A 12,426-nucleotide genomic window follows, 5' to 3' on the forward strand; every position below is an offset into this window, starting at 1 on the left:
CAGGTTGGAAACAAGAGGGACTCACATGAACCGAGTGATGAAGCGCGCCTTGCTGGCCGGCGCTGCGTTTGGCGCAATCGCGACCGGCGCTCAGGCGCAAGAAACCGCCTCGCAAGAGGCTGTAGCCGTTGAAGACATCATCGTTACCGCACGCCGTACCGAAGAGTCCGTGCAAAAGACGCCGCTGTCGATCTCGGCCTTCTCGGAAGAGACCCTCAACCGTATCGGCGCAACCGACGTCACCGGCATTCAGGGCGCTGTGCCGAACCTGAACCTGGTACAGGGCCGTGGTTCGTCGGACGCAACCAACATCTACATCCGCGGCGTGGGCCAGCCGGATGCGCTGCAAACCTTCGATCCGGCCGTCGGCGTCTATGTGGATGACGTTTACTTCAGCCGCATCCGCGGTACCCAATTGGACCTGATGGACCTGCAGCGCGTTGAAGTTCTGCGCGGTCCGCAAGGTACGCTGTATGGCAAGAACACCATCGGCGGTGCTTTGAAGCTGGTTACCCGCCGTCCGGATTCCGGCCCATACGCCAACGTCTCGGCCGCCTTCGGTGACTACAACCAGCGCGAAATCAAGTTCAGCGGCGCAACGCCGGTGAACGACACCTTCGCCATCGGTGGTGCAGTCCTGTACTCGGTGCGTGACGGCTATGTCACCGATCCAGTCACGGGCGCAGAGTATAACGACAAGGACACTCTGGCGGGCCGTGTCTCGGCAGCCTGGACCCCGCGCGATAATTTCCGCCTCGATGTGGCCGCCGACTATACCCGCGAGCGCGCCGGTATGACCGTGGGTCGCGCCGAAAGCCCCCTCTACACCACCGACTTGCTGCTCGGCACGGTGACCGTGCGCCAGCCGGCTCCGGCGGCTGGCAGCGAGTTCAACTACCAGTCCCGCACCACGCCGGGCCTGCCGAATGAAACGCCGCTGGATCACTGGGGCCTGTCCGCGACGGCGACCTGGGACCTCAGCGACAGCCTGACCCTGAAGTCGATCACGGCCTATCGTGACCTGTCCTACGACGACTACATCGACATCGACGCCACCCAGTTCGAAATGGGCGATGTCTTCGTCGGCGTCGATCAGAACCAGTTTAGCCAGGAATTCCAGCTGAGCTACAACAACGGCGGCCGCTTCAGCGGCGTTGCCGGCGTCTACTACCTGAAGGAAAAGATTGAATCCTATCAGGAAGCCTATGGCGACGACATCTTCACCACTGCGGGCCTGCCGACCGGCTTCCTTCGCACGATTGCCGACGATCTGGATACGACCAGCTGGGCGGTTTACGCCAACGGTACGTGGCAAGCTACGGACGCCCTGCGTCTGTCGGCCGGTCTGCGCTACTCGCACGAGGAAAAGGACTACTGGCGCACCACGACGACCGACTGGACCATCCCGTCGCTGATCGGCACCGTGTTCGCACCCTATGACGCCGTATTCGCGCCGTTCCGTCTGGACCCGACCTTCGCCTTTGACGTCAACAACAGCTGGTCTGACGTCTCGCCGATGATCTCGGTGGACTATCAGGTCTCGCCGGACGCCATGGTCTATGGCCGTATCTCCAAGGGCTTCAAGTCGGGCGGCTTCAACGGCCGTGCGAACAACCCAGGTGAGCAACAGCCTTACGATCCGGAAACCGTCACCAGCTTCGAACTGGGTGCCAAGACCAGCTGGGCCAATGGCCGCGTCCGCGCCAACGCCTCGGTCTTCTACAATGACTACGAAGACTTCCAGGCCCGTGTCTCGGACTGTGTGGCTGACGCCGCAACGCCGGGTGGCAACTGCACCATCGCACTGACCGTCCTGAATGCCGGTCAGCTCGACATCAAGGGTGCCGAGCTTGAAGTGTACGCCAACGTCACGCCGGCCCTGCAACTGGATGCCCAGATCGGCTACCTCGATGCGTCCTATGGCGAGTTTGACGAAGTGCGCGCCCTCGGCACGCCGCCCGTCGAGACGACCATCGACCGTAGCTGGCAGACCCCGGCCTTCTCGCCGAAGTGGACCCTGCGTCTGGGTGGCTCGTACGAGTTCAACCTCGGCGAAAACGGTGCCCTGCAAATCGGTGCCCAAGCCCGCTATCGCTCCAGCATGGCTCTGTCGGTGGACAACGCCAACATCCTGACCGGCGAAGAATATCCGAGCATGTTCCAGGACAGCTACTGGATGTACGACGCGCGTGCCGAATGGCGCACCGCCGACGACCGCTATTCGATCGGCATCTATGGCAAGAACCTCAGCGACGAAGTCTACAAGACCGACGCGCAAGAGTTCTCGTCGGTGGCGGGTATCCGTACCGCCTACTACGGCGCGCCGCGCACGTGGACGGTGAAGTTCACGGCCAAATACTGAGCCGTGGCTCTGGACCACTAAGTTCGAAGAAGGGCGGCGGTACTCACCGCCGCTCTTTTTCTTTTGCACACGGCAGCGGCAACGCTACCGTCGCAACAAACAAGAATATTTCGGAAGGGGACGCGCCATGAGCCAAGGGCAGGCTGCAGACGGCACCGCGACAGCGGTCGGTGAGGGGGATAAGGCTCCTTCGCCAGCCTATCGTTATTACGTGCTGGCCATTCTCGTTTTTGTTTACATGCTGAACTTCGTGGATCGCCAGATTATCGGCATCCTCGCGGCACCGCTGAAAGAACATCTCCAGATGAGCGACAGCCAGTTTGGCTTGCTCGGCGGGATTGCCTTTGCCTCGGTGTATTCGACGCTAGCCATTCCGCTGGCGTGGCTGGCAGACCGGACCAGCCGCGTGTGGATTATGACGGGTGCGCTGGCGGTCTGGTCGGGCTTTACCGCACTGTGCGGTATCGCGGGCTCGTTCGGCCAACTGTTCCTGTTCCGCATGGGTGTCGGCGTGGGTGAAGCGGGCGGCGTGGCACCGGCCTATTCCCTGATTGCCGATTATTTTCCGCCCAATCAGCGCGCGCGCGCCATGGCTGCTTTTGCTTTTGGCATCCCGTTGGGGACCGCAGGCGGGACCCTGATCGGGGGTTTGCTGGCGGCGAAATACGGCTGGCAGACGGCCTTTATCGTAGTGGGCGTCCTGGGCGTTCTTATTGCGCCGATCCTACGTATGACCGTGCGCGATCCAAAGCGTGGCGGCACAGATGCGCCTCTTGCGGGCGTTGCGGCCACGCCTGCGCGGGTTGCTCCCTACGCATCGAACCCCTTTGAAGTCCCGGAAGACACTGGCCTCGGTAAAAAGGTGGCTTTGGCCAGCTTTGGTATCGGCGGTGTATTTGCGGCATTGGGCGTGCTGAGCCTGATGGGCATTGGCGTGCAAAATCCGGTCATTCCGTTCTTTGGGACAGGCCTGATGACCGTCATCGGCATCTCGCTGTGGATCGCCAAGTCCACCGGCAATGTCATCATGAAAAAGAAGAGCTTCTGGCTGCTTTCGCTGGGCGCGGCGTCTTCATCGGTGTGTGGCTACGGTGTTGCGGGCTGGCTGCCCCTGTTCTTCATGCGCAGCTTCAATCTGACGCTTTCGCAGGTCAGCTGGTACTATGCCGGTATCGCCCTGATCGGTGGTTTGCTGGGTATCTGGATGGGCGGCGCGGTGGCCGACAAGATGGCCAAGCGTTCCAAGTCGGCCTATCCGCTGGTCCCGGCGGTCGCCTTCATCATCTCGGCACCGTGCTTCATTCTGGCAATGAACTCGCCGGCCATCATCGGCATGCTGCCGGGTGGCGGTAGTGCGGGTCTGGCTCTGGTAATCGCCTTCCTGATCTTCCTGATCCCGACAGGCCTGAACCTGGCATGGCTGGGTCCGATCACGGCCGCGGTACAGCATCTGGCTCCGGCCCCGATGCGCTCGACCGCCTCGGCGATCTTCCTGCTGATCAACAATCTGCTGGGTCTCGCTGTCGGCTTCTTCTACTTCGGCTGGATGAGCGATGTTTTGCGCCCGACCTTCGGTGACGAGAGCCTGCGCTGGGCTATCTATACGGGCATGGGCTTCTATCTGATGGCGTCTGTGCTGCACTTCTGCGCATCGCGCACCCTGCCCAAGGACTGGACCGACTAAGGGCTTGGGCCAACCTATCCGACTGGCGAGGGCCGGGCGCATAATCGCGTCCGGCCTTCTGCATTCAGGACGTTGTTACCTCACGCATGACGACAGACTGTTGCGTACCAGAACCCGCAATGCCTATAAGCGCGACCAAAGTTTCCCCAAACCTCTCCATTGGCGCGGATCCAATATGAACATTCACGAATATCAGGCCAAACAGGTCCTCAAGGCCTACGGCGCACCTGTCGCCGAAGGCGTCGCTATTACCTCGGCAGATCAGGCCGAAGCTGCTGCCAAGCAACTGCCTGGCCCGCTTTACGTCGTGAAGTCGCAGATCCACGCTGGTGGCCGCGGCAAGGGCAAGTTCAAGGAACTGGGCGCTGAAGCCAAGGGTGGCGTTCGTCTGGCCTTCTCGATCGAAGAAGCCGTCGCTCACGCCAAGGAAATGCTGGGCAACACGCTCGTCACCGCCCAAACCGGCGAAGCTGGCAAGCAAGTGAACCGTCTGTACATCGAAGACGGTGCTGACATCGCCCGCGAACTGTACTGCTCGCTGCTGGTTGACCGCTCGGTCGGTCAAACCGCATTCGTCGTTTCGACCGAAGGGGGCATGGACATCGAAGAAGTGGCCCACGCCACTCCGGAAAAGATCCACACCATCGCCATCAACCCGGAAGCCGGTGTCACCGACGAGAACGTCGCTGCGATCAACGCCGCTCTGGAACTGACCGGTCAGGCTGCCGAAGACGGCAAGTCGCTGTTCCCGATCCTGTACAAGGCCTTCGTCGAGAAGGACATGGACATGCTCGAGATCAACCCGCTGATCGTCATGGAAAACGGCCACCTGCGCGTCCTGGACGCCAAGGTCTCGTTCGACGGCAACGCTCTGTACCGTCACGAAGACATCCGCGCCCTGCGTGATGAGACCGAAGAAGACGCCAAGGAAATCGAAGCCTCGAAGTGGGACCTCGCTTACGTGGCCCTCGACGGCAACATCGGCTGCATGGTGAACGGCGCTGGTCTGGCCATGGCGACCATGGACATCATCAAGCTGTACGGCAAAGAACCGGCCAACTTCTGCGACGTCGGTGGCGGCGCCGGTAAGGAAAAGGTTGCTGCAGCCTTCAAGATCATCACCGCTGACCCGAAGGTCGAGGGCATCCTCGTCAACATCTTCGGCGGCATCATGAAGTGCGACGTCATCGCTGAAGGCGTTGTCGCTGCTGTGCAAGAAGTCGGCCTGAAGGTTCCGCTGGTGGTTCGCCTCGAAGGCACCAATGTCGAACTGGGCAAGAAGATCCTGAACGAGTCGGGTCTGGCCATCACCGCTGCTGACGATCTGGACGACGCCGCCCAGAAGATCGTCGCCGCTGTCGCCTAAGCCCTGCACCTAGAATTCAGAGAACAGACACATGTCCATCCTCGTCAATAAAGACACCAAGATCATCGTGCAGGGCCTGACCGGTAAGACCGGCGGCTTCCACACCGAACAGGCTCTGGCCTACCACGGCACCCAAATGGTTGCCGGTGTGCACCCGACCAAAGGCGGCACCAACTGGACCGGTTCGCACGGCGAAACCCTGCCGATCTACGCTTCGGTTGCCGAAGCCCGCGACGCCACCGGCGCTGACGCCTCCGTGATCTACGTGCCGCCGGCAGGTGCTGCCGACGCCATCATCGAAGCGATTGAAGCCGAAATCCCGTTCATCACCTGCATTACCGAAGGTATTCCGGTGCAGGACATGGTGCGCGTGAAGGCTCGCCTTGACCGCTCGAACTCGCGCCTGCTTGGCCCGAACTGCCCGGGCATCATGACCCCGGACGAGTGCAAGATCGGCATCATGCCGGGCTCGATCTTCAAGAAGGGCAACGTGGGCATCGTCTCGCGTTCGGGCACCCTGACCTATGAAGCCGTGTTCCAAACCACCAACGAAGGCCTGGGTCAGACCACGGCTGTCGGCATCGGTGGCGACCCGGTCAAGGGCACCGAGTTCATCGACGTCCTGGAAATGTTCCTGGCCGACGAAGAAACCCAATCGATCATTATGATCGGCGAAATCGGCGGCTCGGCCGAAGAAGACGCCGCTCAGTTCCTGATCGACGAAGCCAAGAAGGGCCGTAAGAAGCCGATGGCTGGCTTCATCGCCGGTCGTACTGCGCCGAAGGGCCGCACCATGGGCCACGCCGGTGCAGTCGTTTCGGGCGGCAAGGGCGATGCAGAGTCGAAGATCGCAGCCATGGAAGCCGCTGGCATCCGTGTCTCGCCGTCGCCGGCACGTCTGGGCAAGACCCTGGTCGAAGTCCTCAAGGGCTAAGACTTTTCGATCCAAGGATCGGATAAAAACGGAAAAAGAGGGCGGCAGGGTAAGAACCCTGTCGCCTTTTTCTTTGCGTTAAGGGTTAGTGAAGTCCGGCGGGACTAACACCCGTTCAGGGGCTCGGGGGTCGCGAAAGGGACGATTTTCGCAATTCACGAGGCTTTGCAGTGGCCCAAAACTCGTTGGAAGGCAGTTTTTCTAGCACTTTCGACGAATTTCCTCCCACTTGGCCTTTGTAGGGCCATGACCCCGGAGGAAAGTGGGCCTATATGAGCTTCGCTCGCGGGCGCTTTTCATGCCCCTGCGGTGGAATAGGATGTGTGAGAAAAATGGCGGACGATGCAGGTCGGCTGAATCAGGTCTTTGCCGAGACCTCTTTCCTTTACGGTGCCAACGCGGCCTTCATTGAGGACCTGCACGAGAAATGGGCCAATGACCCGACCTCGGTGTCGGGTGAATGGCGCGCTTTCTTTGACCAGCTCAAAGACAATGCCGATCTGGTCAAGCAGTCGGCAGGTGCCGGTTCCTGGGGCCGCAACCGTGGCGACGAGCCGACCGAGGACACCGCTGTCTTCGATGGCCGCTGGCCCGCGCCCAAGGCGGACCCGAAGGCTGGCAAGCCGGGTGCACGCCCTGCCGCTCCGGCCGCTGCTGCCGATGGTCAACTGACCAACGAGCACGTCCGTGCCGCCGCGCATGACTCCATCCGCGCCCTGATGCTGATCCGCGCCTTCCGCGTGAACGGCCACCTGCAAGCCAACCTCGACCCGCTGGGCATCGAGAAGCCGGTCTACAATCCGGAACTGACGCCAGAATTCTACGGCTTCACCGCTGCCGACATGGATCGCAAGATCTTCCTCGACGGAGTGCTGGGCCTGCAAACCGCCTCGGTCAACGAGGTGATGGAAATCCTCAAGCGCACCTACGCTGGCACCATCGGTGTCCAGTACATGCACATCTCGGAGCCGGAAGAAAAAGCCTGGCTGCAAGAGCGCATCGAAGGTGCCGACAAGTTCGAGAAGAACGCCTTCACCAAGGAAGGCAAGCTGGCCATCCTCGGCAAGCTGATCGAAGCCGAAGGTTTCGAGCGCTTCCTGCACAAGCGTTTCCCGGGCACCAAGCGCTTCGGCCTCGACGGCGGTGAAGCCATGGTTCCGGCCATGGAGCAGATCATTAAGCGCGGCGGCTCGCTCGGCGTTGATGAAATGGTCTTCGGCATGGCCCACCGTGGTCGCCTGAACATGCTGGCTGCCGTCATGGGCAAGCCTTACAAGGCGATCTTCCACGAGTTCCAGGGCGGCTCGACCGTTCCGTCGGACATCGAAGGTTCGGGCGACGTTAAGTACCACATGGGTGCCTCGTCGGACCGCGAGTTCGACAACAACAAGGTTCACCTGTCGCTTACGGCCAACCCGTCGCACCTTGAAATCGTCAACCCGGTCGTTCTGGGCAAGTCGCGCGCCAAGCAGGCCTTCGACATCCGTGAAGCCAACGCTGGCAAGCCGGAAGCCGAATGGGCTCTGGACCGCTCCAAGGTCATGCCGGTTCTGATCCACGGCGACGCCGCCTTCGCCGGTCAGGGCGTCGTGGCTGAATGCTTCGCCCTGATGGGTCTGAAGGGCTATCGTACCGGCGGTACGATGCACTTCGTCATCAACAACCAGATCGGCTTCACGACCGCACCGCGTAACTCGCGCTCGACCCCGTATCCGTCGGACGTGGCCCTGATGGTTCAGGCTCCGATCTTCCACGTGAACGGTGACGATCCGGAAGCCGTGGTGTTCGCTGCCAAGGTGGCAACCGAATACCGCCAGAAGTTCCACAAGGACGTCGTGGTGGACATGTTCTGCTACCGTCGCTTCGGTCACAACGAAGGCGACGATCCGACGTTCACCCAGCCGCTGATGTACGCCAAGATCAAGAACCAGCCGTCGACGCGCGAAATGTATTCGCAACGTCTGGTGGCCGAGGGCGTGATCACCCAGGCCGAAGTCGACGCGCAACTGACCCAGTTCGAGGCCTTCCTCGACGCCGAATTCGAAGCCGGCAAGGCCTTCAAGGCTGACAAGGCCGACTGGCTGGACGGCAACTGGCAGGGTCTGGGTGCCGAGAAGACCGAAGACGCGGCCTGGCGCGGTACCACGGCTGTTCCGGCCGAGAAGCTGCAAGAGATCGGCGCACGTCTGACCTCGATCCCGAACAGCGTCGACGTCCACAAGACCCTCAAGCGCGTCATCGACGCTCGCCGCGAAGCGGTTTCCACCGGCGAGAACATCGACTGGGCCACGGCTGAAAGCCTCGCCTTCGGTTCGCTGGTGGACGAAGGCTACAACATCCGCCTGTCCGGTCAGGACTCGGTGCGCGGTACCTTCTCGCAACGTCACTCGGGCATCACCGACCAGACCACCGAAGAGCGCTACTTCCCGCTGAACAACCTGCGTGAAGGCCAAGGCCACTTCGAAGTCATCGACTCGGCCCTGTCGGAAGAAGCCGTCCTCGGCTTCGAGTACGGCTACTCGCTGGCTGATCCGAACACCCTGACCCTGTGGGAAGGCCAGTTCGGCGACTTCGTGAACGGCGCGCAGGTCGTGATCGACCAGTTCATCTCCTCGGGTGAACGCAAGTGGCTGCGTATGTCGGGCCTGACCATGCTTCTGCCGCACGGCTATGAAGGCCAGGGCCCCGAGCACTCCTCGGCACGCCTTGAGCGCTTCCTGCAGCAGTGCGCCGAGAACAACATGCAGGTCGCCAACTGCACGACCCCGGCCAACTACTTCCACATCCTGCGTCGCCAGCTGAAGCGCGAGTTCCGCAAGCCGCTGATCCTGATGACGCCGAAGTCGCTGCTGCGTCACAAAAAGGCTGTCTCGACCATCGCCGACATGGCCGAAGGTTCGTCGTTCCACCGCGTGCTGCGTGACGATGCCGAGCTGCGTCCGAACGTGGCCGGCGTGGCCATCAAGTCGGACAAGGATATCCGCAAGGTCATCGTCTGCTCGGGCAAGGTTTACTACGACCTGCTCGACGCCCGCGAAAAGGCCGGTGCCGACGACATCTACATCCTGCGTCTGGAGCAGTTCTACCCGTGGCCGATCAAGTCGATTTCGGCGGAACTGGCCCGCTTCCCGAACGCTGAACTGGTATGGTGTCAGGAAGAGCCCAAGAACATGGGCGGCTGGACCTTCGTTGATCCGTGGATCGAACTGACTCTTGAGAAACTCGATGTGAAGGCCAAGCGCGCCCGTTACGTCGGTCGTCCGGCCTCGGCCTCGACCGCTGCGGGTCTGATGAGCCGCCACCTCAAGGAACTCGAAACCTTCCTCGCCGAGGCCATGGCCTAACCGCCGTAGTCACACTAGAACGTATTCAAGACTGTTACGAAAAAGAGCCCCTGCAATGGCTGATATTCTGACCCCCGCCCTCGGTGAATCCGTTACCGAAGCCACCATCGCAAAGTGGACCAAGAAGGTCGGCGAAGCGGTGAAGAAAGACGAGATCCTCGTCGAGCTGGAAACCGACAAGGTTTCGCTGGAAGTTGTGGCTCCGGCTGACGGCGTGCTTGCCGCGATCAACGCTGGCGAAGGCGACACGGTCGTTCCGGGCACTGTTCTGGGTCAAGTGACCGAAGGTGGCGCAGCAAGCGCATCGGCTCCGGCAGCTGCCGCTGCTCCGGCCGCTGCTCCGGCCGCTCCTGCTGCTGCTCCGGCTGCTGCTGCTGGCGGTGCCTCGGTTGACGTCGCTGTCCCGACCATGGGCGAGAGCGTCGCTGAAGGTTCGGTTGGCAACTGGCTGAAGAAGTCGGGCGACACCGTCGCCAAGGACGAACTGCTGGTCGAAATCGAAACCGACAAGGTCGCCGTCGAAGTCTCCGCTCCGGAAGCTGGCGTGCTGACCATCAGCGTCGAAGCTGGTGCTGCCGTTACCCCGGGTCAGGTCATCGCGACCATCTCGGCTTCTGGCGCTGCCGCTCCGGCTGCTCCGAAGGCTGCTGCAGCACCGGCTCCGGCCGCTGCTCCGGCTGCTGCTGGCGCACACCTGTCGCCGTCGGTCCAACGCGTGGTTTCGGAAAACAACCTGAACCCGACCTCGATCGCCGCTTCGGGTCCGAAGGGCAACATCACCAAGGCTGATGCTATCGCTGCCATCGGCGCTGCTGCTGCCACTCCGGATGCTGCCGCTGCTGCGTCGGCACCGCGTCCGCTGGGTGACCGCGAAGAGCGCGTGAAGATGACGCGCCTGCGTCAGACCATCGCCCGTCGCCTGAAAGAGTCGCAAAACACTGCCGCTCAGCTGACCACCTTCAACGAAGTCGACATGACCAATGTCATGGCCCTTCGCGCACAGTACAAAGAGCAGTTCGAGAAGTCGCACGGCGTGAAGCTTGGCTTCATGTCCTTCTTCACCAAGGCTGTGGTCGCTGCGCTGAAGGAAATCCCGGCTGTTAACGCCGAGATCGACGGCACCGACATCATCTACAAGAACCGTTACGACATCGCCGTTGCCGTTGGCACCGACAAGGGTCTGGTGGTTCCGGTTCTGCGCGACGCCGACACCCTGTCGCTCGCCGGTATCGAAAAGGGCATCGGCGCTCTGGGTAAGGCTGCCCGTGACGGCACCCTGACCATGGACCAGATGCAGGGGGGTACCTTCACCATCACGAACGGTGGCACCTACGGTTCGCTGATGTCGACCCCGATCCTGAACGCTCCGCAGTCGGGCATTCTGGGCATGCACAACATCGTGCAGCGTCCGATGGCCATCAACGGCGAAGTGAAAATCCGTCCGATGATGTATCTGGCTCTCAGCTACGATCACCGCATCGTCGACGGCAAGGAAGCCGTGACCTTCCTGGTCCGCATCAAGCAACTGCTGGAAGACCCGCAGCGCGCTCTGCTGGACCTGTAAGGACAGGTTTCTCACAAAAATCAGGGTGGCAGTCTTTAGGGCTGCCACCCTTTTTTGTGCTCTGAAACAGCCAGGCTTCTTTGTGCGGGTTTAAGCAGCAGACAGAGCGGAACGCACGAATTTGCGGACGGCTGGTCCCCAACCTCGAATGGATAACTCAAAAACAGTGTTCATTCGGTGGGGTGGTCTGTAAGCCTTTCGATATGAGCCTAGTCGAGATCGCCCGCTTTACCGACGTCTACGAAGCCGACCTGGCTGCGGCCTTTCTGGCGTCCCACGGCATTGAGGTGTCGGTTACCGAGCGGTTTCAGACGACGGTCGACCCTTTGATGCAAGGGGCGCTGGGCATACGCATCCTGGGCCACGCCGATCAAGTGGACGAAGCACGGGCCCTGCTGGACCAGGCCGCGAGCGGCGCGTTCGCAGACAATGAAGATGATGATCTGGAGCCGGCTACGCCCCGCGGCAAGACCTATGGGCGTTTGGTCGCCGTGGCGGGCTTTATCGGGGGCAATGGGTTTGGTGGGACCAGTCTGCCGCGCCGCACCCGGCCTGTTCAGGTCGCGGGGCTGATCTTGATCGGCTCCGTTGCGTTGATGAGCTGGGGCCTTTGGTTGATTGCCAAGCTGAGAGGTTATTAGGGAGGAAGACGCATGCGCAGAGCCGTAATGATCATTGCACCGATGGCGGCCTTGGCTGCCTGTTCCCAACCGGAGGTGCCTAACAAGGCTCCTGCACCTCCCGCCGAGGCAGCAATAGCTCAGACGGTATCCATAGAATCCACCGCATCGCCCACGATCCAGCGCCTCGTGCCGGAATTCAAACGGACTGAGCCTTCGAATGGCGTCATCGGCTATGGCCGTGATGGTGACACGGTTACCCTGACCTTCCTTGTGGGTGGAAATCCGGATGGCGCGGCGACGGCTGCCGACTGCATGTTGCAGGTCAGGGGGCCTCAGGGGCACGATGACGTTGTGCGCGGCATCGTCGTGCCGTCTGTCACGTCAACGGGAGCCATCACCAAGGACGATATCGGCCCCGACCCGCTCCAGGTCGATGTGATGATTGGTCCGGAGGGCGCGCAAGTCACAGACCACGGCGCGGCTTCCAAACTTTGCGGTATGGGGGTGCAGGTGGACGGTTTTTACAAGCGCGTCTCTACGCCCGAATAA

The 12,426-nt window shown here is 61.4% G+C and carries 8 protein-coding genes; all 8 read left to right on the top strand.

Going from position 1 to position 12,426, the window contains the following annotated elements; translation table 11 throughout:
* The first annotated feature begins 25 nt into the window (after nt 1-25).
* The 8 genes from LOX95_RS02180 (at nt 26) to LOX95_RS02215 (ending at nt 12,426) form a co-directional block, all read left to right on the top strand.
* Nucleotides 26-2,362: a TonB-dependent receptor gene (locus LOX95_RS02180; protein ID WP_242912651.1), complete on the top strand. Its 2,337-nt coding sequence runs from the start codon at nt 26-28 to the stop codon at nt 2,360-2,362.
* A gap of 127 nt (nt 2,363-2,489) precedes the next feature.
* Entirely contained in the window at nt 2,490-4,046 is a 1,557-nt protein-coding gene (locus LOX95_RS02185; RefSeq protein ID WP_242912652.1) for a spinster family MFS transporter, read from the top strand.
* 175 nt (nt 4,047-4,221) lie between these two features.
* The gene (sucC, locus tag LOX95_RS02190) at nt 4,222-5,412 is read left to right on the top strand and encodes an ADP-forming succinate--CoA ligase subunit beta (protein WP_242912653.1); all 1,191 of its coding nucleotides are present in this window, start codon (nt 4,222-4,224) and stop codon (nt 5,410-5,412) included.
* A 31-nt stretch (nt 5,413-5,443) separates the two neighbouring features.
* Complete coding sequence (gene sucD, locus LOX95_RS02195) at nt 5,444-6,346, top strand: succinate--CoA ligase subunit alpha (RefSeq protein WP_242912654.1); 903 nt, start codon at nt 5,444-5,446, stop codon at nt 6,344-6,346.
* A 332-nt stretch (nt 6,347-6,678) separates the two neighbouring features.
* On the top strand, nt 6,679-9,690 hold the full coding sequence (locus LOX95_RS02200; RefSeq protein WP_242912655.1) for a 2-oxoglutarate dehydrogenase E1 component: 3,012 nt from the start codon (nt 6,679-6,681) through the stop codon (nt 9,688-9,690).
* Nucleotides 9,691-9,745: 55 nt separating this feature from the next.
* Nucleotides 9,746-11,254 (top strand): 2-oxoglutarate dehydrogenase complex dihydrolipoyllysine-residue succinyltransferase, encoded by a 1,509-nt coding sequence (gene odhB / locus LOX95_RS02205; protein WP_242912656.1) that lies wholly within the window; start codon nt 9,746-9,748, stop codon nt 11,252-11,254.
* Nucleotides 11,255-11,457: 203 nt separating this feature from the next.
* Nucleotides 11,458-11,895, top strand: a complete 438-nt coding sequence (locus LOX95_RS02210; RefSeq protein WP_242912657.1) for a putative signal transducing protein — start codon at nt 11,458-11,460, stop codon at nt 11,893-11,895.
* A 12-nt stretch (nt 11,896-11,907) separates the two neighbouring features.
* A complete protein-coding gene (locus LOX95_RS02215; protein ID WP_242912658.1) occupies nt 11,908-12,426 on the top strand; it encodes a hypothetical protein in 519 nt (172 codons plus the stop codon).

The organism is Brevundimonas pishanensis, from assembly GCF_022750635.1.
Taxonomy (GTDB): domain Bacteria; phylum Pseudomonadota; class Alphaproteobacteria; order Caulobacterales; family Caulobacteraceae; genus Brevundimonas; species Brevundimonas pishanensis.

What these genes read in the sequence shown, in the direction of transcription:
- LOX95_RS02180 (WP_242912651.1), top strand. Translation starts at nt 26, where the DNA reads ATGAACCGAGTGATGAAGCGCGCCTTGCTGGCCGGCGCTGCGTTTGGC.
- LOX95_RS02185 (WP_242912652.1), top strand. Translation starts at nt 2,490, where the DNA reads ATGAGCCAAGGGCAGGCTGCAGACGGCACCGCGACAGCGGTCGGTGAG.
- sucC (WP_242912653.1), top strand. Translation starts at nt 4,222, where the DNA reads ATGAACATTCACGAATATCAGGCCAAACAGGTCCTCAAGGCCTACGGC.
- sucD (WP_242912654.1), top strand. Translation starts at nt 5,444, where the DNA reads ATGTCCATCCTCGTCAATAAAGACACCAAGATCATCGTGCAGGGCCTG.
- LOX95_RS02200 (WP_242912655.1), top strand. Translation starts at nt 6,679, where the DNA reads ATGGCGGACGATGCAGGTCGGCTGAATCAGGTCTTTGCCGAGACCTCT.
- odhB (WP_242912656.1), top strand. Translation starts at nt 9,746, where the DNA reads ATGGCTGATATTCTGACCCCCGCCCTCGGTGAATCCGTTACCGAAGCC.
- LOX95_RS02210 (WP_242912657.1), top strand. Translation starts at nt 11,458, where the DNA reads ATGAGCCTAGTCGAGATCGCCCGCTTTACCGACGTCTACGAAGCCGAC.
- LOX95_RS02215 (WP_242912658.1), top strand. Translation starts at nt 11,908, where the DNA reads ATGCGCAGAGCCGTAATGATCATTGCACCGATGGCGGCCTTGGCTGCC.